The sequence below is a fragment of the Synechococcus sp. A15-62 genome (genome assembly GCF_014280075.1).
Lineage (GTDB): Bacteria > Cyanobacteriota > Cyanobacteriia > PCC-6307 > Cyanobiaceae > Parasynechococcus.
In genome coordinates, this window is sequence record NZ_CP047950.1 from 507,046 (window position 1) to 526,387 (window position 19,342).

The 19,342-nt window shown below is 55.1% G+C and carries 29 protein-coding genes and 1 tRNA gene; 14 read left to right on the forward strand and 16 right to left on the reverse strand.

All coding sequences use genetic code 11. The annotated features are described in order from the left end of the window. Positions 1-18 precede the first annotated feature (18 nt). The 4 genes from SynA1562_RS02680 to SynA1562_RS02695 form a co-directional block, all read right to left on the reverse strand. A complete protein-coding gene (locus SynA1562_RS02680; protein ID WP_186494643.1) occupies positions 19-237 on the reverse strand; it encodes a CP12 domain-containing protein in 219 nt (72 codons plus the stop codon). Between the two features lie 138 nt (positions 238-375). Continuing rightward, entirely contained in the window at positions 376-2,277 is a 1,902-nt protein-coding gene (locus tag SynA1562_RS02685; protein WP_186494644.1) for an ABC-F family ATP-binding cassette domain-containing protein, read from the reverse strand. Beyond that, a complete protein-coding gene (locus SynA1562_RS02690) occupies positions 2,274-2,912 on the reverse strand; it encodes a DUF2301 domain-containing membrane protein (protein ID WP_186494645.1) in 639 nt (212 codons plus the stop codon). Before SynA1562_RS02690 ends, SynA1562_RS02685 begins: the two co-directional genes overlap by 4 nt. Further along, on the reverse strand, positions 2,909-3,883 hold the full coding sequence (locus tag SynA1562_RS02695) for a glutathione S-transferase C-terminal domain-containing protein (RefSeq protein WP_186494646.1): 975 nt from the start codon (positions 3,881-3,883) through the stop codon (positions 2,909-2,911). Before SynA1562_RS02695 ends, SynA1562_RS02690 begins: the two co-directional genes overlap by 4 nt. A gap of 70 nt (positions 3,884-3,953) precedes the next feature. Here SynA1562_RS02695 and SynA1562_RS02700 point away from each other — a divergent pair, with 70 nt between their 5' ends. Continuing rightward, complete coding sequence (locus SynA1562_RS02700) at positions 3,954-4,868, forward strand: aspartoacylase (protein ID WP_186494647.1); 915 nt, start codon at positions 3,954-3,956, stop codon at positions 4,866-4,868. On the opposite strand, the gene SynA1562_RS02705 is transcribed toward SynA1562_RS02700, so the two are convergent. Both SynA1562_RS02705 and SynA1562_RS02710 read right to left on the reverse strand, forming a co-directional pair. Beyond that, positions 4,865-5,191 carry a hypothetical protein gene (locus SynA1562_RS02705; protein ID WP_186494648.1) on the reverse strand — a complete coding sequence of 109 codons (327 nt, stop codon included), beginning with the start codon at positions 5,189-5,191 and terminating at the stop codon, positions 4,865-4,867. The two genes, SynA1562_RS02700 and SynA1562_RS02705, sit on opposite strands and share 4 nt — an antisense overlap. 27 nt (positions 5,192-5,218) lie before the next feature. Beyond that, positions 5,219-5,365, reverse strand: coding sequence for a hypothetical protein (locus SynA1562_RS02710; protein WP_186494649.1), 147 nt, complete (start codon positions 5,363-5,365; stop codon positions 5,219-5,221). Positions 5,366-5,552: 187 nt separating this feature from the next. On the opposite strand from SynA1562_RS02710, the gene psbA reads away from it, so the two are divergent. Then, entirely contained in the window at positions 5,553-6,632 is a 1,080-nt protein-coding gene (gene psbA, locus SynA1562_RS02715) for a photosystem II q(b) protein (RefSeq protein ID WP_006850357.1), read from the forward strand. 168 nt (positions 6,633-6,800) lie between these two features. Continuing rightward, entirely contained in the window at positions 6,801-7,007 is a 207-nt protein-coding gene (locus SynA1562_RS02720) for a YqaE/Pmp3 family membrane protein (RefSeq protein ID WP_115081635.1), read from the forward strand. A gap of 8 nt (positions 7,008-7,015) precedes the next feature. Here SynA1562_RS02720 and SynA1562_RS02725 read toward each other — a convergent pair whose 3' ends face one another. The 3 genes from SynA1562_RS02725 to SynA1562_RS02735 form a co-directional block, all read right to left on the reverse strand. Beyond that, positions 7,016-8,227, reverse strand: coding sequence for a DUF389 domain-containing protein (locus SynA1562_RS02725; RefSeq protein ID WP_186494650.1), 1,212 nt, complete (start codon positions 8,225-8,227; stop codon positions 7,016-7,018). 13 nt (positions 8,228-8,240) lie between these two features. Continuing rightward, complete coding sequence (locus SynA1562_RS02730) at positions 8,241-9,035, reverse strand: prohibitin family protein (RefSeq protein ID WP_186494651.1); 795 nt, start codon at positions 9,033-9,035, stop codon at positions 8,241-8,243. Between the two features lie 103 nt (positions 9,036-9,138). Beyond that, positions 9,139-9,417 (reverse strand): hypothetical protein, encoded by a 279-nt coding sequence (locus SynA1562_RS02735; RefSeq protein ID WP_186494652.1) that lies wholly within the window; start codon positions 9,415-9,417, stop codon positions 9,139-9,141. A gap of 558 nt (positions 9,418-9,975) precedes the next feature. Here SynA1562_RS02735 and SynA1562_RS02740 point away from each other — a divergent pair. Then, the gene (locus SynA1562_RS02740; protein ID WP_186494653.1) at positions 9,976-10,269 is read left to right on the forward strand and encodes a hypothetical protein; all 294 of its coding nucleotides are present in this window, start codon (positions 9,976-9,978) and stop codon (positions 10,267-10,269) included. A gap of 6 nt (positions 10,270-10,275) precedes the next feature. Here the strand turns inward: SynA1562_RS02740 and SynA1562_RS02745 are convergent, their stop codons facing one another. Next, positions 10,276-10,572 carry a hypothetical protein gene (locus tag SynA1562_RS02745; RefSeq protein WP_186494654.1) on the reverse strand — a complete coding sequence of 99 codons (297 nt, stop codon included), beginning with the start codon at positions 10,570-10,572 and terminating at the stop codon, positions 10,276-10,278. Between the two features lie 107 nt (positions 10,573-10,679). On the opposite strand from SynA1562_RS02745, the gene SynA1562_RS02750 reads away from it, so the two are divergent. The 5 genes from SynA1562_RS02750 to SynA1562_RS02770 all read left to right on the forward strand — a co-directional run bounded on the left by SynA1562_RS02750 (position 10,680) and on the right by SynA1562_RS02770 (position 12,540). Further along, positions 10,680-11,168 (forward strand): hypothetical protein, encoded by a 489-nt coding sequence (locus SynA1562_RS02750; protein WP_186494655.1) that lies wholly within the window; start codon positions 10,680-10,682, stop codon positions 11,166-11,168. A 155-nt stretch (positions 11,169-11,323) separates the two neighbouring features. Next, complete coding sequence (locus tag SynA1562_RS02755; RefSeq protein WP_041434375.1) at positions 11,324-11,530, forward strand: hypothetical protein; 207 nt, start codon at positions 11,324-11,326, stop codon at positions 11,528-11,530. A gap of 81 nt (positions 11,531-11,611) precedes the next feature. After that, positions 11,612-11,896 (forward strand): hypothetical protein, encoded by a 285-nt coding sequence (locus tag SynA1562_RS02760; protein WP_255445699.1) that lies wholly within the window; start codon positions 11,612-11,614, stop codon positions 11,894-11,896. A gap of 95 nt (positions 11,897-11,991) precedes the next feature. Continuing rightward, positions 11,992-12,183: a hypothetical protein gene (locus tag SynA1562_RS02765; protein WP_011363535.1), complete on the forward strand. Its 192-nt coding sequence runs from the start codon at positions 11,992-11,994 to the stop codon at positions 12,181-12,183. 39 nt (positions 12,184-12,222) lie between these two features. Next, positions 12,223-12,540, forward strand: coding sequence for a DUF3288 family protein (locus SynA1562_RS02770; RefSeq protein ID WP_186494656.1), 318 nt, complete (start codon positions 12,223-12,225; stop codon positions 12,538-12,540). Positions 12,541-13,063: 523 nt separating this feature from the next. Here SynA1562_RS02770 and SynA1562_RS02775 read toward each other — a convergent pair. Both SynA1562_RS02775 and SynA1562_RS02780 read right to left on the reverse strand, forming a co-directional pair. Then, entirely contained in the window at positions 13,064-13,267 is a 204-nt protein-coding gene (locus SynA1562_RS02775; RefSeq protein WP_186494657.1) for a hypothetical protein, read from the reverse strand. Positions 13,268-13,387: 120 nt separating this feature from the next. Beyond that, positions 13,388-13,531 (reverse strand): hypothetical protein, encoded by a 144-nt coding sequence (locus tag SynA1562_RS02780; RefSeq protein WP_186494658.1) that lies wholly within the window; start codon positions 13,529-13,531, stop codon positions 13,388-13,390. A 167-nt stretch (positions 13,532-13,698) separates the two neighbouring features. Here SynA1562_RS02780 and SynA1562_RS02785 point away from each other — a divergent pair, with 167 nt between their 5' ends. Beyond that, positions 13,699-13,971 (forward strand): DUF3303 domain-containing protein, encoded by a 273-nt coding sequence (locus tag SynA1562_RS02785; RefSeq protein WP_114988194.1) that lies wholly within the window; start codon positions 13,699-13,701, stop codon positions 13,969-13,971. Between the two features lie 96 nt (positions 13,972-14,067). Here SynA1562_RS02785 and SynA1562_RS02790 read toward each other — a convergent pair. Beyond that, positions 14,068-14,137, reverse strand: a tRNA-Arg gene (locus SynA1562_RS02790). 113 nt (positions 14,138-14,250) lie between these two features. On the opposite strand from SynA1562_RS02790, the gene SynA1562_RS02795 reads away from it, so the two are divergent. The 4 genes from SynA1562_RS02795 to SynA1562_RS02810 all read left to right on the forward strand — a co-directional run bounded on the left by SynA1562_RS02795 (position 14,251) and on the right by SynA1562_RS02810 (position 16,501). Continuing rightward, entirely contained in the window at positions 14,251-14,499 is a 249-nt protein-coding gene (locus SynA1562_RS02795) for a DUF3104 domain-containing protein (protein ID WP_186494659.1), read from the forward strand. Between the two features lie 417 nt (positions 14,500-14,916). Next, entirely contained in the window at positions 14,917-15,105 is a 189-nt protein-coding gene (locus SynA1562_RS02800; RefSeq protein WP_186494660.1) for a hypothetical protein, read from the forward strand. A gap of 330 nt (positions 15,106-15,435) precedes the next feature. Next, the gene (locus SynA1562_RS02805) at positions 15,436-15,723 is read left to right on the forward strand and encodes a hypothetical protein (protein WP_186494661.1); all 288 of its coding nucleotides are present in this window, start codon (positions 15,436-15,438) and stop codon (positions 15,721-15,723) included. Positions 15,724-15,823: 100 nt separating this feature from the next. Next, positions 15,824-16,501, forward strand: coding sequence for a GIY-YIG nuclease family protein (locus tag SynA1562_RS02810; protein WP_186494662.1), 678 nt, complete (start codon positions 15,824-15,826; stop codon positions 16,499-16,501). 259 nt (positions 16,502-16,760) lie between these two features. On the opposite strand, the gene SynA1562_RS02815 is transcribed toward SynA1562_RS02810, so the two are convergent. From SynA1562_RS02815 to SynA1562_RS02825, 3 genes are read right to left on the reverse strand one after another with little or no spacing between them, the layout of a single operon-like run. Next, positions 16,761-18,470, reverse strand: a complete 1,710-nt coding sequence (locus SynA1562_RS02815; protein WP_186494663.1) for an HNH endonuclease — start codon at positions 18,468-18,470, stop codon at positions 16,761-16,763. Positions 18,471-18,521: 51 nt separating this feature from the next. Beyond that, positions 18,522-18,977, reverse strand: a complete 456-nt coding sequence (locus tag SynA1562_RS02820; RefSeq protein ID WP_186494664.1) for a hypothetical protein — start codon at positions 18,975-18,977, stop codon at positions 18,522-18,524. Next, positions 18,974-19,228 (reverse strand): hypothetical protein, encoded by a 255-nt coding sequence (locus SynA1562_RS02825; protein ID WP_186494665.1) that lies wholly within the window; start codon positions 19,226-19,228, stop codon positions 18,974-18,976. Before SynA1562_RS02825 ends, SynA1562_RS02820 begins: the two co-directional genes overlap by 4 nt. Positions 19,229-19,342 lie beyond the last annotated feature (114 nt).

The window sequence follows — 19,342 nt, forward strand, 5'->3', positions numbered from 1 at the left end:
TTTCACGCGCTGGTTGATTCAGTCGTCGTAGACGCGGCACTCGTCTGCATCGGGATTGGCCTCGCAATGCAGCTCGAGGGAGGTTGGGTCGTGGCTGTCGCCGGGGTGGTGCTCCTTGTATTCCTCTAGCGACTTCAACTCATCGGTGAGGTGACGAACCTTGGCCTCGTCGCCAGCTGCTTTGGCAGCTTCGATTTCCGATTGATCCTTCTGGATGTGTTCGTCGATGGACTTCATGAATTCAGACCGTGGCCTGGAAGCACCTTACGGCGATTCATTGGTTTTGGAGTGGTGGAATCCCGCCCCATGACCATCCGTCAATCTTGATCTGAGGTGGCGGTAGCCGTGGCTACAACCACGGCTCCAGCTCCTTGCTCAGGGCGCCAATTCGCTGAGTTCCAGCCAGCGTTCTTCGGCCTGTTCGATGCGGGAGATCAGATCAGCCAGATCAAGGCTCAGCTTGGCCATGTCGGCGCCCTCCTGCGTCATCTGCTGTTCCAGCTCCTCCTTCTGCAACTCCAGGTCAGGCAGCTGTTGATCGAGAGCCGCAAGCTCCTTGTTTTCCTTGAAGTTTCGACGCCGCGGACCATCGCGCTTGGTTTCGCTGCTGCGCTCCGGTTTTGGTGAGGAGGGTTTGCTCGCCTGGGTCTGGCTGCGTTCCTCCTGGCGCTGTTGCTCCAGAAACGCGCTGTAGTTCCCTTCAAAGCGATTAAGCCGTCCTTGGTTGAAGCAGAACAGGCGATCAACGGTGCGATCGAGGAAATAACGGTCGTGGGAAACAACGATCACGCAGCCCCGGAAGTCTTCAAGGAAGTCTTCGAGAACGCTGAGGGTCTGAACATCCAGATCATTGGTGGGTTCGTCCAACAGCAACACGTTGGGCGCCTGGATCAGCATCCGGCAGAGGGTGAGGCGGCGGCGCTCGCCTCCCGAGAGCTTGGCCAAGGGGCTGTGCTGCTGGGCCGGTGGAAACAAAAAGCGTTCCAGAAGCTGAGATGCGGTGACCTGTTCACCCCCCAGATCGATCCGGCTGGCGGCTTCTTCCACGAACTCGATCACTTTGCGATCGAGCCCTTTGCCTTTGTTGAAGTCTTCGGTGTGCTGGTCCAGGTAGCCGATATGCACGGTCTCCCCAAGCAGCAGGCTGCCTTGGGTTGGCTCGCGCCGTCTGGCAATGAGATCAAGCAGGGTGGATTTGCCGCTGCCGTTGGGGCCGATGATGCCGATTCGGTCTTCAGGGCTGAAGCTGTAGCTGAAGCCATCAAGGAGTGGGCGACCGCCTTGGCTGCCATCGGCTGTGACCCCAACGTCTTCCGCTTCAATCACCTGTTTGCCGATGCGCCGGCTGATGCCGGTCATCTCCAGCTTCGCTTTGGCCTGATTGGGTTTCTGCTCGCGCATCGCTTCGATGCGTTGCAGTCGCGCCTTCTGTTTGGTGCTACGCGCCTTGGGGCCCTGGCGTAGCCAGGCCAATTCTCGGCGAAGCACGCTTTTGAACTTGGCCGCTGAGGCTGCTTCTGAGGCTTCTTCTTCCGCTTTGTGCTGCAGAAATGTGCTGTAGTTCCCCTGATAGGTGCGGGCCTGGCCTCGGTCCACCTCCACCATCCGTCGCGTCACCCGATCGAGCACATAGCGGTCATGGGTGACCAGCACCAGAGCCCCGGGGTAGCGATCCAGCCAGCTCTGCAGCCATTCCACGGCAGCGGCGTCGAGATGGTTGGTGGGCTCATCCAGCAGCAGCACATCGGGGCAGGCCACCAGGGCTGATGCCAGACCCACCCGTTTGCGGTATCCGCCGGAGAGGTCATCGACCGGGCGCTGGAGATCGCTGATGCCCAATTTCTGCAGCACTTCCCGGCATTGCTGCTCCAGGCTCCAGGCTTCTTCTTCATCCATCCGTTGGCTGAGCTGACCCAGCTCCGCCATCAGTGCTTCATTGCTGGGGTCTGCCGCGATGGCGTCGCTGAGGGCGTTGAAGCGCACCAGCAGATCCCGTTTGGCGCCGCAGCCCTCCAGCACCTGTTCCAGCACCGTGAGCCCCGGAGTGATTCGGCTCTCCTGACCCACCAACTCCACCCGAAGCCGCGGTGAACAGCGGCGTTCCCCCTCACCGAGTGGCTCTTTCCCCGCCAGAACCTTCAACAGGGTGGATTTGCCGGCGCCATTGGGACCGATCAGCCCGAGCCGCTCCCCTTCACCGATGTGGAGATCGAGATCGGAAAAGAGGGTGCGGATGCCGAAATCCTTGGCCGCACTCACCAGGCTGATCAGACTCACGGCTTGCCAGCGGGCAGTTGACCGTCCAGATAAGCAAACACGCTCTTGTCGCCCACATCCGCTGCTGCCTCCATGCCGAATTTGCGCAGGGCCAGCAGCACCAGCAGCAACGCCGCAGCTTCCAGTAGAGCCAGGCAGAGGTCACCATTGATCAGTCCCACCAGATGCCCCAGCAGCGCTGCCGGCAGCAGCAAGGTGAGACCAATGGCTTCGGGCCGTTGGAAGCAGAAAAACTCCTTGAAGCCGATTCCCGCCAAGGCGGCAAACAGCGGCCCTATGGCCAGGATCCACAGCGGCTGAATCCGGAGGGTGGAGAGCACTTCGGTGGGGCCGGCCTGCAGCAGCAGGGCCCCCCAACCGATGCAACCGCTGAGCCAGAACAGTTGCAGGGCCCGGTGCAAGGGTCGGAGATAAATGTGAATCCAGCGCAGCGCCAGGCCAAGGGCCGTGGCCATCGGCAGCACCCAGAGCCATGCCCAGGGGCTGTCGGTCTGCCACCACTGCAGCACCCCTGCGGCCAGGCTGAGACCGGTGATCAACAGGGCGATTCGATAAAAACGCACCTCCTGGCGATCGGCAGCGGTGATCGAGTAGGTGCCGTAAACACCTTCAAAGGTTGGATCTGCGCTGGTCATCCCGACGCTGCCGTGCTGTTCACCAGTGTGCTCAGGTCAGGACCGGCTGGAACGATGCCGCTGGGATTGAGGGGGAACAGGGCACCGAAGTAATCGTGTCGCCAGGCGTTGCCGTCGCAGGTGTCCGCCACGCCCGGCAGGCGATAAAAGCGCTGTCGCCATTTCCAGAGCTTCCGGTAGTGCCATAGCGGCTGCCGACTGCAACCGAACAGGGGGGCATACACCAGCTCCCAGCGGATCAAGGTGGGGAACAGCCGCACATCCGCCAGGGTCAGTGCTTCCCCGCACAGCCATGGACCATTGCTTTCGAGGCTCTGCTCCACCGCATCGAGGGCGGCGAAGAGATCGGCTTCAGCGTGGTCGTAGGCCGCTTGGTTGCGGGCGAAACCGCAGCGGTAAACCCCATCGTTGATGGCCGGTTGCAGCCGCTGCTGCCAGGCCTGGATCCTGTCGGTTGCTTCTGCTGGTGCCAGGTCCACAATCTCGTCGTGATGGGGCCAGCGGTTCAACAGGTCCACCAGTGGTGCACTGTCATTTCCCAGCAGGGTGCGCGTCTTGGGATCCACCAGCACAGGCACGGTGGCCCGGTAGCTGGGGGGGGCGCCGCAGTGCTGATACAACTCCAGCAGCGTTTTGCACCCCTCCCAGGCTGGATCGAGGGCCCAGCGTCCAGCGTTGTGATCCGCCCGTGCCATCACGAGGGTGACGCTGTCGTGCAGATGGCGCAGCTGATGCACCAGCCAGGTGCGGTGGGCCCAGGGGCAGCTGCGCCCGATCACCAGCATCGGCCGTTGACCTGCGCTGCGCTGGAGCAGGTCCGCGGGATTTAATGCCGGCTGGGTGAGCGGATCGCTGGTTGGGCGGGTGTAATTGCCGGCCGCATCGGCTGGGCCTAGCCCACCCATGAGCCGTTGCCATTGCCATCGCCAGCTGCGACGGGCGGCCGTGACCACGACAGGTGGGATCGACATGGCTTGTTTTGGATCCCTTTCATCCTCGCTGTGACTCGTGCTTCAGTCAGAACTTGGTTCGCTGTGGTCCATGAGCAGCTGTGGCGTTCTTGTGGTGGCCGGTACCCATGGGAATGAGGTGAATGCCCCTTGGTTGCTGCAGCAGTGGCAGGCCAACCCTGATCTGATCGACGCGGCTGGCTTGGCGGTCCAGAAGGTGATCGGCAACCCAGAAGCGTTGCGCCGCCGCTGCCGATACGTCGATCGTGATCTCAACCGCTGCTTCCTCCCGGAACAGCTGGAGCAGGGTGCCTCCGGATTGGAGTTCCTGCGAGCTGGGGAACTCCTGCGTTTGCATGGCCCGAGTGGCGAGCAGCCCTGTGCTGTGGCCATCGATCTGCACAGCACCACTGCGGCCATGGGCAATTCCCTGGTTGTGTACGGCCGACGCCCTGCTGATCTCGCCCTCGCTGCTTTGGTGCAGGGAGCGCTCGGCCTGCCGATTTATCTGCATGAAGCCGATGCTCAGCAGACCGGCTTCCTTGTTGAATCCTGGCCCTGCGGACTGGTGATCGAGGTGGGGCCTGTGCCGCAAGGTCTGCTCAATGCCCGGGTCGTTGAACAGACCCGTCTTGGCTTGGAAGCCTGCCTGAGGGCCTTGGATCAGGCACATCAGGGGTTAGCCCGGCTGCCGGATGCTTTGGTGGTGCACCGTCACTTGGGGAGTCGGGATCTTCCGAAGGCGGAGAACGGAGAGCCTCAGGCCCTTGTGCATCCCGACCTGCAGGGCCGCGATTGGCAGAACATCGCCTCAACCCAGGCCATGTTTCGTGCTGCTGATGGGACCGACCGTTGTGAAGCTTGGGTTGAAGGGGAAATTCCGGTGTTTGTGAACGAAGCGGCCTATGCCGAGAAAAGCATTGCTTTCTCCCTCACCCGCCGGGAGGTGTGGCCTGTGGAGCCCAACTGGCTACTGGCCTTCAAACAGCTGCTCGCTGCGGCTTAACCGCAGGCCCACACACCCTTCCCTTCTTCTGAGCAGATCAGATTGCTCATCTGACCATCAGCCCAGTACATCCGCAATCGGTCGTCCTCGGTGCCGATCCGCAGGGTGAGGGATCGCAGCGGGCCGGCTGGTGTCTTGCTGTCGGGGTCGCCGGCAGGTGACCTGAGTTCTTGCAGCTTCTGCTCCAGCTGGTTGATCCTTCGTTCCAGCTGTTCGATCGAAGCACTTCCGCTTGGCTTGTCGTTGCTGGAGGGCACCACTCGACAGCTGCTCAGGCCAATTGAGGTCACCCCAAGGCAAAGCAGAGGAATCAAACGCCGCATGGGCCAGTCCCGATTGGTCCCAGCCTCTCAGCAGAGCTGGCCTTGGGCCAGTCGCTCACTCCAATACACCGTGGCACCTTGAGCCTCCAGCTCCAGTCGCCTGTGACGAGCCTGGCTCAGAGGAACGGTTTCCTCCAAGCGAAGGCCGGCTTGCATCCAGCGGATCAGAACCAAAAAGCGCCCTGGTGAGTCTCATGAATCTTAAGCCTTTTGGAAGTCTCGCTTTCCCCGCGTGGGGCGCTTAAGCGTTGGTTTCGCAATCTGAGGACACACAGCGCAATCTTCCTTTACACTCCCGAACAGGCAGGGCTGTCCTGCCCTTCCTTAAACCGTTCCTTCGGGAACATTTCTTTCCGTTCTCATGACCACCACCCTCCAGCAGCGCTCCGGCGCTTCCAGCTGGCAGGCCTTCTGTGAGTGGGTCACCTCCACCAACAACCGTCTGTATGTCGGTTGGTTCGGTGTGCTGATGATCCCCACACTGCTGGCTGCCACCATCTGTTTCGTCATCGCTTTCGTCGCCGCTCCTCCGGTCGACATCGATGGCATCCGTGAGCCCGTCGCTGGCTCCTTGATCTACGGCAACAACATCATCTCTGGTGCTGTTGTTCCTTCCAGCAACGCCATCGGCCTGCACTTCTACCCCATCTGGGAAGCTGCTTCCCTCGATGAGTGGCTGTACAACGGCGGCCCCTTCCAGCTGGTTGTTTTCCACTTCCTCATCGGCATCTACGCCTACATGGGTCGTGAGTGGGAACTCTCCTACCGCCTGGGCATGCGCCCCTGGATCTGCGTTGCCTACAGCGCACCTGTCGCTGCAGCCTCCGCTGTCTTCCTGGTTTACCCCTTCGGTCAGGGTTCCTTCTCTGACGCAATGCCCCTGGGCATCTCTGGCACCTTCAACTACATGTTGGTGTTCCAGGCCGAGCACAACATCCTGATGCACCCCTTCCACATGCTGGGCGTCGCAGGTGTTTTCGGCGGCAGCCTGTTCTCCGCCATGCACGGCTCCCTGGTGACCTCCTCCCTGGTGCGTGAAACCACCGAGAGCGAGTCCCAGAACTACGGCTACAAGTTCGGCCAAGAGGAAGAGACCTACAACATCGTGGCTGCCCACGGTTACTTCGGTCGCCTGATCTTCCAATACGCCTCCTTCAACAACAGCCGTAGCCTTCACTTCTTCCTGGCTGCCTGGCCTGTTGTCGGCATCTGGTTCACCGCCCTCGGCGTGTCAACCATGGCCTTCAACCTGAACGGCTTCAACTTCAACCAGTCCATCCTTGATGGTCAGGGCCGCGTCCTGAACACCTGGGCTGATGTGCTGAACCGTGCCGGCCTCGGCATGGAAGTGATGCACGAGCGCAACGCTCACAACTTCCCCCTCGACCTGGCTGCTGCTGAGTCCACTCCTGTGGCTCTGCAAGCTCCTGCCATCGGTTGATCTGGAATCAACAAACGATTCAGATCAACTGAATCGGAAAGCCCCCTCCTCGGAGGGGGCTTTTTGTTGTGCAGGCAGTTCTTGGAGTCGGATCAATCATCAATGGCGAGGACCATCTGTGCATCAGGCGGTGATGGCTAAAACAAGGACACTCCCGAGCTTCCTCTGATGACCTGCGGCGACATCTTTCGGATCATCATTGCTCTGTTCATTCCACCCCTTGGTGTCTTCACCCAGGTGGGGTTGACCCAGCCCTTTTGGATCAACCTGGTGATTTATCTCTTCGCTGTGGGCGGCCTTGGTTTTCCGGTGTTGTTCGGCATGTGGCCAGCCGCTGTGATTCACGCCCTGTTTGTCATCCTGACTCGCAAATAAATCGCGTTTCAGCAATCTGTCTCTAAACAAATTCCAGTATTAGCGGAGTCTTCAGCTTCCTCTTTCGTTTCATCTTCAAGCAACTGTGCTGGTGCGAGGGCAGTATCTAACTCGTTGAAGAGTTGCTCGAGATCAACCTCCACGTCTACTTCATTTCCTTCCACCACGCTCATATTGATGCGTTGCACCTGCATCTGTAGTTCAAGGCCGGGGAATTGGCCTGCAAGTCTGCTGTTGATCGTGTCTTGGATGTTCTGAACCTGCTTGTAACTCGGCAGCGTGGGGTCGAGCGATCGCACCACCACCTGGAAGCTTGGGGCCTTATCTTGTTCCCAGTAGTTGGGCCAGTCGAATACAACTTTTCCCAGTTCCACGGCGTCGTTGGCGCCAAAGATTAATGTTTCATTTTTGAGGTAGTAGCGGATCTCGGATTCAATCTGTTTTTGAGCAACCTCTCGTTTCAGCTTGAATCGGTATTGCTCATATCTTCCATACAGTTTTTGACCCACCAGCACGGCCAAAACCAATGCCAACAGCACGGGTAAGCGTGAGCGGCGGCGGCGCCTGAGTTTGTCGCGGAAGTACGGCTCACGAATCGCCAGCACCGTGATTCCACCAATCAGTATTCCAAGCAGGTTGGCGGCATAGAGCAGTGCAGGACCCTGGGCACTGCTGATGTCTGGCCCGGAGAGCATCAATCCCATCACGCAAACCGGCGGAACCAAGGCCACGGCAATCGCCGTGCCGGCCATCGAACTCACAGCACCGGGGTTGACCTTGGCGTAGGTCGCGATCGCACCTGCCGCCAGAGCGATTCCCAGATCAAAGGTGTTGGGCTCCAGTCGGGAGACGATCTGTTCTGGCAAGGCCTCGACCAAAAGCAAGTCTTGAGCGCGTGCGATGAAGCCCAATCCCATCGATAGGAACAAGGTGATCCCTGCTCCGGCGACAAGGGTGATCAGTGATCGGGATAACAGCCTTGCCTGCCCGATCAGAATCGCGAACACCGCCACCCGCAGCGGCAGGATCCACGGCGCCACAACCATGGCACCGATGATCACAGCATTGTTGTCGGCGACCAAACCCAGGCTGGCGATCAGGCTGGCGCCAATCGTCAGAACGATGAATGATTCGTTCAACCGTTCTTCGCCGTCGTAACTGCGCTGCAGTTCTTCGAGACGATCTTGTTTTTCGAGAAGCGATTGTTGATCAACAACCACGGCTGGCCTTCATTCAGTTGCGTCGCCCCACAATTACTGGAGGTGTGCTGCCATTGCTGCCCGGAAGGGCCGGTACCACCTCCGTTTGCCCATCCCACTTGTCGAGGAACAGTTTGTAGAGAACCTGATCATCAAGACTGCGATTCAGGGTGTCGTAACGCAGGGCTTCCTGTTCAGCGATCTTCACTTCGGTTTGGGCGCGGAGCAGTTGTTGCTCGGCGATCTGTTTTTGTTCAATGGCGGCGCGATATTCCTCGGCGATCTGCAGGCCTGTGAGGTCAAGACCGCGCACTTCCACATAATCAAACTTGTCCAGCTCTTCGGCAACCGTGCGCTCCACCAGGGCGGAGATGTCGTTCCATTCGGTGGCAATGGTGACCAGCTCGTACTGGGAGAAGACCGACTTCAGGGCTTTCAGCAATGACGGCTGAATGATGCGGGGATAGATCTCACGGTCATTGCCGGCGATCGTTCGGTAGATCCGTCCAGCTTCGTTGGGACGAACCGCGTATTTCACAGTTGCGGTGGCTTCAATCACCTGGAGGTCTTTGGTGAGGGTGGCAAATTCCTCCGGTTTGACCTGGGTTCGCACATCAAAGGGATACACCGATTGAATGAACGGCACTTTGAGATTGAGGCCGGGCAGTCGCGATCCTCCGCTCACCTTGCCCAAGGTGGTGACCACGGCAACCTTGCCGGCTGGAACGATGAACAGAGCCTGGCCCAACAACAGCAGTGCGCTGAGAACGATGGCAACCACGACGGCGAGGCTGTTGGTGGGATCGTTGATCCGTCGTGGGGTCTGCATGATTCGGCTTGATCCTGACTTGATGATGTCGGTTTTGTTCTTACGCCGTTGGCTCAGTGACTGCTTCTCCGCCAAACCGACATCATCAGGATCAGACGGATGTTCAGTTCAACCAGAGCGCTTTGAAAGCGCTTGGGTGGGGATCTCGCATGGTCATCGAGGTCTCGCGGATGAAGGTGATGCAGGCTTTGGATCCATCAAAGACCTTCTCTTTGATCATCATCTCCATGGCTTGCTGAAGCGTTTTTCCTTCTTTCAAACTGGTGTCGATGATCTTCACCGCTTTGGCGGGCTCACAAGGACCCAGCTCCAGAGCTCCTGCCGCAGACGAGAGCAGACTTAGAGCAATCGAGAGAGGCAGCAGTCCGTTGAGGGAACGCATCAGCCGGGATCCTGTGATGGATGCACGGAGCTTATGGCGTGGGTCTGTAGGGATCTGACTCGTTTCTCACGGAGTTGTTGTCTGATCCCACTGGGCTGGGTCAGAACCAAAGAAAGCTCCAGCGCACTCAGATCAATGAACAAAGTTGTGCACCTTTGGCTCAGCTCCGCTGTGTAGACACGCTCCTTGGATACAAAGGCTCTCCAGACAGGTCTGCCTTGTTGAGGAACAAGCCATAAAAAACCCTCCGTTGAACGGAGGATTAAGCCAAGTAATCCCCATCACCTGGCGCTCCAATAAGTGTAGTGCTTCGCGTCAAGTTTGTGCAGCTGATCCACCACATCTGGTGGATTGAATTTCACAAGACATCGCTTGGCGGCGTTTTGTCCACAGGAAGGTGGATAACTTTGACGAACTGCGTTGTCGCCGTTTCTTCAAAAGGCCTGCAATCACTGGATCGTTCAGGTAAGCTGTGGATATCCCCATCACCCGGCCGCCCATTTGTGGCGGCTTTTTTGTGCCCGTGCTGCCAGTGTGGGCCCGTATTCCACAAGCCCTATGACGGTGAATCGGGAGCAGGCCAGGGACGCACTGGCGACACTTCTCGAGGTTTTCGCAGGGCCGAACTATTCGGGTGCGTTGCGCGATGGTGATCTCACCACCCGCCTCGAACGATGCACCGGTTGGGTGAAGGCTGAGGCCTCTGAGGCGGCATCCCTGATCGAGTCATGTGTTCCCCATGGCAAGCCAATGCTTGCCCAGGCGCAGCAACGCCTGGCTGTTCTGGAATCGTTGAAGACCTTGCAGGAGGTTGCCGTCAACCATTTCGGCCCCCTCGACGATCCCAGCTAAGGGGCTTCAGTCGCGACGCAGCCAGGGCGAGGCATTGCTGAACCAGTCGCCGAGATCATCCTCTGGATGCTCAGGGTCGTCTGGATTGCGTCGCCCCAGATCGAGATCGGCCATTAAGCCGTCGAGCCCTTGTTGCGTGCCTTCCCGTTGAAAACGCTGCGCTCTGCTCACCCACGTGCTGACGCTGCGATCGCGTTCGGCAAATTTTTGAAGGTAGACACGTTCCTGGAGGGATACGAACTCACCCTGGGCCAGACGGCTGCAGATGTTTTGCAGTTTCAAGCGTGTTGATGTGGTCAGCATGATCGGTTCACCTTTTTCAGGTGATAGGGAGTCGCGACCCTGGCGTCAGTGGCTCAAGGCACCATTTGTTGCGTTGGTGCAGGGCCTGGTTTTCATATCCTGACGGGATGGAACACGAGGAAACCCAGAGCCTGACGCCGATTTCATCGGACTTGCCTTGGTTGGAGCGCTGCGGCACCTTGTTGCGTCCGCAGGGCGACCCTGCAATGTTCGGGCCCGCCGATGCAGATCTGTATTTCGCTGCAGATGGCTTGCCACGTTTCTATGTGATGCGGATCCGCCGCCGGCCCCCCGTGCTCAAGTCGATGACGCGGCACTATCGCGTGAGCCAATGTTTGGGGTCTGCCGATGCACAGCCCTGGTGGTTGGCCATGGCTCCTTCAACGGATTCAGGCTGTCCCCCTGCCGTATCCTCCATCGCTCTGATCAAGTTTCAAGCCGGTGAAGCCTTCAAGCTGCATCCGGGAACGTGGCATGCAGGCCCTTTTGTTCAGGAGCAATCAGCGCTGTTTTTCAACCTTGAATTGAGAACGACGAATGAAGACGACCACAATTCGCTCGCATTGCCGCAGCTTGTGCGGTTGAGCTTGATCTAATTGCCTCTCGCTGTTGCGTGACGAACAGCGCAACCGGTCTTGGGTGTCCTATATTTATTTTGTAGCAACTGCTACAAACGTTCACTTCGCTACATAGCGAAGCGCAGTTCGACTCAGGGCATGGAACGGGGCCTGAGCTTTCTACGAGGAACACCATGAATGCTCTTCAGCTTCTGAAGCAGCGTGAGCTGCGCGTGCAGCTCCGCAACAGCTCCAAAAAGGCTGTGGCTCGCGGATCCGAATCCAGCGACTACACCTCTGCCCATCTCTCTCCCGTCAAGCTGGCGAAAGAGAAGGTTGCTCCAACTCAGTTGAAATACCGAGGCGTGACCTACGAGGCCATGCGTGCCAATTGGCTCTGATCCCCGTTTCATTCAAGGGATGACGCCCCACTTCGGTGGGGCTGTTTGTTTGGATGGACTGATCGTGTGTGCAAGTCGACAGTGGCCTTTGATGTTGCGACCACCGGATCAATGTCGTATCTGGATGTCAGGGATCAATTGCCATCGATTGACCCTGAAAATCTTTCACCGCAGGACGTTCTGACCATTCTTCTGCATCTGTTCCAGCAGCAGCCCGGATTTGTTGACCGTGGCCATGAGGTCAACAACAAAGAGACAGCTTGGGTGAATGGCTTTCTCTTTCGTCTTCAGAATGACGCCATAGCGGAGCGTCTTTCCATAGAGGAAGTTGGTTCAAGCGTCGACAAAATTTCAGCTTTACGCTGATTACAACAGCTGATCAAGTGATCCCAACGAGTTTCTGTTGATCCTGCACAGAACCCGTGTTTCCCTCGAGCCTTTGTTCAGTTCGAGTCAAGCGCATGTTTGCGGTTCAAGAGCTAACTGTTGAGGGTTGGTCCAACCGTGCCGAGCACGCTTCAAAAGACAATGCGTTCTGGCATGCCCGTGCCCGCAGTGATGCTGATGGGCATACATATCGCCTGATCAGCGAGGAAAACCATGTTGTGTGCCTGCTCACCAGTCGTGGTTCTGAGTGCTGGGAGCTCGACTGATCCGCTGCTCTGGTCGTCCTGTTCAGGCATGATTGGTTGATGACCGACGACACGCAACAAACCCATCCGCTTTACGCCATCGATCGCGACCAGATCGATGCTGTTTTGGGTCATGAGGGCACGCCAGGTCCGCAGCAGTTGACAACGATTGCTGCATTGTTTTCTCGTTATGCGGATTTTCCTGGCGCTGAAGATATTCGCGATGATCTTCAAAAATGTCTCACGCTATGGGGATTATCGCGCGACGAGTTGAACCTCAAGACGCGGGAAATCTGGGAAAGTGGTTGGCGGCCTGGGCAGGATCCCGTGGCTGAGGGTGTTGGTTCTGGGGCCGATGTTGAAGATGCAGAAGCTTGATGCTTGCCTGCATGACTCTTTCCCTTAAGTGTTGAACGTGAGCCTGAGATGAGATCAGGTTGTTGCTGTTTCAGGGTGATCAGACAAAGAGGAAGGCCGCCCTTCCCGGTGGAAAGACGGCCTAACTCGCTCGTTTGTGCATCGTTCAACCCATCACTTCAGCGAAGAAAAGAAAGGGTCGAAGCGTCTGGCTCGAGGCGCCCTGGGGCCATGGGCTCGAGGTGTTGGGTCGTTTTCTCCGAGGGCACCTGAGACGGTGCAAGTGGAGCGTCGATTGGCGTGGCGGACCATTGCGTGCCCACCAAAGGACCAACCCAGGTCATTGTTGAGACTGTTGGAGCAGGGGCCAGAAAGTCAGTCTGCTTCTTTGGTCTGCTGGGGTGGAGTGTCGTCCGTCATGGGCTCCTCCGATCTCGATGCCCATAGTTTTGTGCCTTCTGGGCCCAAAGTCATCAGCATTAAGGCGCATTGCCTTGAGGGCCTGAACGATCGATTGTTTGGATGGCGTGCCTTTCAGTTGGTTTCAAGCCTCGGTCTGGTTATCGACGCCCCTTGATGCCCGTTCTTCCTCGGTGAGGTATTCCTCGATGAGGGGGGAGCTTTCACCCCGCTGTACGGCGGCGATCTCCCGTTCGATGTTCTGAATGAAGAGCTCGTTTCCGTTCCGCTTGGCCACCGCAAGCACCCGTTCGAGGCGTTCCAGTTCCGCCTGCTGCTTGTTATTCATCCCATGGAACGTCAATCACTGCCCACGCTGGCAGGGCTGGCCCCATAACGCTGAACAAGCTGGCCGGACGTGTGGCTGATTTCGATGGAGTTTTGATCTGAGGCTGATGTCAAAACCCGCTTAAGCAGCCTCTGATTCCGCCTCCTCATACAGAGCTTTGAGTTGATCGAGCTCAACCATCAGATATTGAATTTCAAGCCAGTCTGTCGACAGGTCAATGGCGGTTTCCAGGCGGTCGATCTGACGCTTGAGAAGCTCCGGCATTCCGCCATCTGGCTGTATGGCTCCCATGTAACCGCGCTTGACGCTGGATGCAAGACGACTGCCGATGACGATTGAGGGAAGGGCCTGCAGCGTTCCATCCCTCCGTGTTCGCCCTCACAGACAAGCTGTCTGGTCTGTGGGAATGTTCGCTGGCTTCAACACCTTCCATGACCTTTTTGATGCACTGGTCGTTCAAGACCGGCTACCACGAAATTGCTGCCAAGAAGTTCCTGGCAACGGGTGCGCCTTTCCCTGAGTGCAAGTCCTGGAAGCGTTGGCATGCCCCTGGCTCGGTTGAAGGCTGGATCCTCGTGGAGGCAGACAACGCTGATGCCTGTTACGAGCATGCCGCCGAGTGGGCCGAGTGCCTTGACTGGGAGGTCACCCCAGTGCTGTCAGATGAGCAGGCTGGCCCCCTGATTGCCAAGGCCTACAGCTGAGCGTCTGATGGGAGCCCCTTCAACAATCCGAGGGGCTCCATAACCCGTTTGAACCATTTCAAGACGTTTTCGTTGGAGTGGCTTCGTCGTCGACGCCCCCTGATGGATTCGAACCATCGACCGACTGCTTAGAAGGCAGTTGCTCGCTGCTTTGCAGCAAGGGGTTTCAGCCAATTTTTCGTGTTTGCACGGAAGGCTGATCTCAGCACTGCTCGTTGTTCCTCGTAGTTGCACGAAGCCGCCAACCTGTACTAGTACATCTGTACTTAATCAAAGGGTATGTCGGTTGATCATGCAAGCGCCGTTGCTGCGCCGAAGGCGGATCCTGTTTTCCTGCACGTCAAAGCAGCCATGACCGTGATCGTCACTGACACGGAAGGCGCCTGGCGCATGGCTGATGTGATCTGGGTCGATGGCGGTGCCAGGAACCCCAAAGTTCCAACGTTGCTCCAGGTCGCTGATGTCGATACCGGCGTCATCAACCGGGTGAACGCTGACCTGGTGACTCACATCGTTCCAAGGGTTTGATCGCCAATTGAAGACATGATCCCGAAGGTGATTTTGAGATCACAGGCGCACGGGACAGGACACACCAAAGGTGTAGGTACTTGCGTCAGATCTATGTACTGCGTTGAACGGGACAATGGCCCCGATCAGTGGGCCAGAGAAACTTGCTTTCAAACTGAATTCAAGGCGTTCGTTCATGCCCGCACAAAATCGCTGGCAACAGGGAACACCTATCGAGTTCTGTTCAGCAGCCCCTCCATTACAGGAGAGGTGCTGAGAGTTTCGAAAGGGAAGGCACTCTTAGATGCCGATGACCAACTAGTTGGTTAGGGGTTCAGCTGCCAACCTTGGCGCATGCACAAGAATTTCAAGCAGGGCTTAGGTATCGGGGTCGGAGTTGCTGCTGGCATCGCCCTCTTTGGCTTTGGAGCGGTTTGCTTGAAGGAGCTGCCCCTCAGAATTCAGTGGGCGGCCTACAACTTCAAGCTCAGTGACCTTGAGATCAAGAGGAACTGTCCTAGTCCCTCAGTCCAGTGCCGCAGCTTCGACATGAGGGTCAAAGACTCGATCCAGGGGTTTTTCGCATCCAGCCAAGAGCTGGAATGGGTAAAGCCTCTGCTGGAGTGATTTCGTCCGACGTCAGCAACCGCTCCCGTTCCAGTCGGAGGTAGCGCTTCCCTCGGGCTGCAACCTCAGGCAGCAGCAGTTACAGCAAGGCGAGCACCTCAAGAGGAAGTGCAAGCTTTGGGCTCCCACCTGGCAGAAGCAAGTCGGTTGGGCGTATGAGGCTGGCTAAACAAGCGAAACCACCAGCCTTCACAGAGGTGATCTCGCCGCTCTCAGTCAGTTATGCAAATCAACTGCGAGCAGTTCAGTCCTAGCTCTTTTAATTAGTAGCAAGTGCATCAAAGAATCCTAAATAATCGGGTTAGAAAGCCTGTCTGATGACGCAGAACCTTGAATCGCCTTCCTTTTCTTGTAGTAGCTCTTTTGATTGCAGTCCCTGCAATAGCTGAAACCCGAAAATATGGCCCATTAATACTTGATTTTGGACGCTCTCAAAAAATGGGTGATTCAATTGTAGTTCCAGGTGTAAACCCTCAAAAACAGCCTCTTTTCATTGCGGTTCTATGTACGGAGCGTTTATTCAATTTCACTGGTGCTGGATCGAAATGGAATGACTGGAATGAGCCGGCTACTATTCACGAAGCAAAAATTGTTGCCGATGTATGTAATTTTATTTGAGCGCCTGATGAAGAAGTGCAAGCTCTGGGCACCAACGTGGCGTGCTGAGGCTGGCTGGGCTCCTGAAGTCGGCTAGAACTGCAAGGCACGCACCAAGCAATTGGCTGAGGTCCTCCTAGACACGAAGTTCTGGAACAAGGTCTTCAAGATTCTGAAGCCGGCAACTGTTGTTGCAGTAAAGAAAATTAAGGGGAACGCAAAAGGAAAGCTCATACCATCCGATTACAGCCTCAACATGAATAGGAATACAGACAACAAAGTTGGCTTCATTCTTAAATGCATGGCAGAGAACGTTGAAGGGCCCTACTCAGCTAAAAGTAGAATTCTTGTCGCAAAACAAAGAGCCCAGAAAGAGGGCATCACAGGATCCATAATAAAAGAAATTGAAAAATCAATTGTCATAGTGGCAATTCATGAGGGAATCCTCCCTGAGACAGCGCGCTACGAAGGGAAGCATGTTGTCGTCATTCAGAGTCAGAACGAAGCGAACTCAATAACGTATTCAACCGAGGCGTATGGATTCGTTTACTTCGTCAAAAATTCTGACATCTACAAAATTGGAATTACCGAGAATCTGCTTAGGCGGATGAAAGAGCTGAACCCTGATGAGATTCTCAACTCGGTTCGTTGCAGCAACTACCAAGAGGTCGAAAGGAAAATGCATGCTCATTTCAAAGAAAAAAGGATTCCACAAACGGAATACTTCCGACTTGATCCGGCCGAGGTAGAGCAAGCACACTCCCTGATGACTGACTTGGCCGATTTCAAGGGCCGCTGAGCTCAACGCTTCAGCCAGCGCAGCAGGGGAGGCATCACCCTTGAGCTGTATCCCCGGCCGACGTAAGTAAACACACTTAACCCAGCCGTAGGAAGCGAGCCCGCTGGGCTGCACCGGTCATCCCTCAATGTCGTTCCAGGCCAAAAAAGTTTTAACATTCGGGCCGCGACGCGACGCTCACATGCGAACGAAATTCGGAGGTAAGAGGTAAATCTAGGGCTTCAGCAGCTTCCAGCTCGCTAGCTCAGTTGGACAGGCCTTAAGAAGACTTAGCTTGCTTGGCTGATGAAGAAGTTGAATGATTCTGAGAGTTATTGTGAGATTTAAATAGATTCAGTCTCTTCTGAATCGCATCGGTTGAAAGTTCCTTCTCAATGCGGGTTTTGGTTAATTTTAAGAGACTACCAGAAATATCGCTTCTAAAAACAATTAAATTTGTTTGTGGATCAATGCAGAACAGATGCTTATCAAAAGCGCTGTGATGTGTTGGGCAAAGTGGAATTCCATTTCTTGGTTCGTCGGAACCTTGCTCAGAGACAGGCACTATATGCGCCGCCTCTAGAACACTCTTGATACTGAAATCACAACATAAGCATGTTGTTCCATGTAATGCGAAAACCGCTTCACGAAATCCAGAGTCTCTAACCCTTACTTTTGTCTGCAAGAGGCGAAGCTGTCTATCAAGTGCAACTAAGCTTGCTGGATTTTGTGAATTATTCTCATCTAGTTTATCCTTAGGTAGAACCACTTCGTCAGTAGATTGAATGTATTCTTGAACCATTCTGCTTAGAGGTCCAAAACTGACTGAAGCTGCTTTGCTAAAAGCCTTCCTGAACGAAGCAATCTTGTCTATTTTATAGCCTGAGCGTAGACAAATTGAGGTTTCAGGGACGCCTTCAGTCAATGCATCCACGGCAAAATCGACTAAATCTCGACCTGAAAGAAGCAAAAATCTTTTTGCTTCTTCTTGACCAGAACCGAGATCTAGTATCGAATTTCTCTCGAGCTTTCTACGTTTAAGATCTTGGTTTTTACGCAGTTCTTCAATTTTGGAATCAGACCTTCTCTTGGATTCCATTAAAAGGATCTCGTTTATAGGTAATCCACGATGCGCACTCCTAATTGCGTCGATGATTCCAGTTACATCGCCTTTGTAATCATGCTCTTTGACTCTTTTATCAGGAACGATCCAGCCATTGCGAGCCGCAAAAAAGTTCCAAAGAGTTCTTAACCTTTTTGCGCCAGCCTTTTGATTAGCTAGCACTTCTAGCTCATAGTCATAAAAAGTGGAAACAATATCGCCCACTGCTTTCTGCTTATTGCCTGCAAATCTTTTGTTTAGACCAGAGAATAGATTGTTTATGAACTCAACTTTATTGTCTTTATTGTATCCACAAGCTTTAGCTAAGTCTATCCAGCTTGTAGGTAGAAGCGAACGACTTGATATCAAGTGTTCGCATTGTGAAATCAATTCTTCGCCCTTAAGCTCGCCTCGCAATGGTGGAAGCAAAGATTTTGGAGGATCAAATGCGATGCCTCTTTTGTTCAACTCGTTAAGAAGAATATCTTCCCAGTTTAAACTATTATTTTGGCGAAGTATTTCGGCTGCCAGCGCCCGATCTGACGGTTCATACAATCCGTCAGGACTTCGCCTGATCCATCCAGCATGGAGTGCAAGATAAACTAGTGGTCTTTGGAATTTAAGTGATTTATGGCTAACTACACAAAGAGTATGGAGATGATGGTCTGGGAATGCGGATAAAAAATTAGAAGTAATTCGATTCTCCCATCCTCTGCCTTTTGTGTCTATGTAGGCTCGGCAGAGCTCATCAAAAAAGTCTTTTGTATCAAGATCTGAATAGCCACATTTCTTTTTTAAGGTAGATATCTTTATAAATAGGCTTTGACGAAAGCACTGTTCAGATTTCTCATATAGAGCCCTTCCTCTTGGGACTACTGATGATTCCATGACACAATCACCCCAGCAATAGGAATTATAGTTCTGATATTGATACTTGCTTTAGCTCGTAATAGGTCGAATGACATGGCTTAGATGCTGACTACCACATGTAGCTTCTGTTTCCAGGGCCTGAAGTGTATCCCTTACTTCTTGAAGCTGCCTCCTTTGCTCCTGCTCCAGGACGTTCTCGCGCAAGATTTTGAAGCTCTCGCTGATGGCCTGCGTTCTTGCATACGCCTTCACATTGGGATCCAGTGCAATCTGAATAAGTTCATCTGCAAGTCGTGGTGCTGCTGAAGTCAGCAAATTGTTGGCGACGTTGAGGTTTTCACGTACCAACGCTTCGATGAACTCTTCAGCCCTGCGGTCTCGATACCACTTTCGGAGGCAAGGCGCCTTGATGCCAACAGCAGCTGCAGCATCAGCCCAAGTGGAGCCATTGGCGCAAAGCGTCAGAGCTTTGATGATGTGCGGCGGTATTGCGTCAAATCTGTTGACGAGCTGATTCTCACTCATGACATCGCTCCAGGGAAACCTTTGGCTTTCAGCTGCTTCCATTTGCGCAGCCTTTGCCTGTCACTCATGCCAGGAGCCCTGCGGTCCCGTAGTTGCTCAGGTGTGATGCCTTCGAGAATCCAGCGTTGATATGCAAGCCTTCCAAATTCATCTGCTGCGTGTTGATCTCTGCTGAACAGTTGTTCTGCCACCCGGTTGCAACGTGAGAGGACGATCCACTCGTCTATTGTTGTGTTCCAGGTGGTATTCATCTCGACAAGATGCGCTTTCTTGAATACTACCTAGTCTTTTTATCTAGCGGCTGTGCTACATTAAATCTATCGAGAATTGGTGCTGTTTCAAAAGGTTCCCTAGGGGTTGCTGAT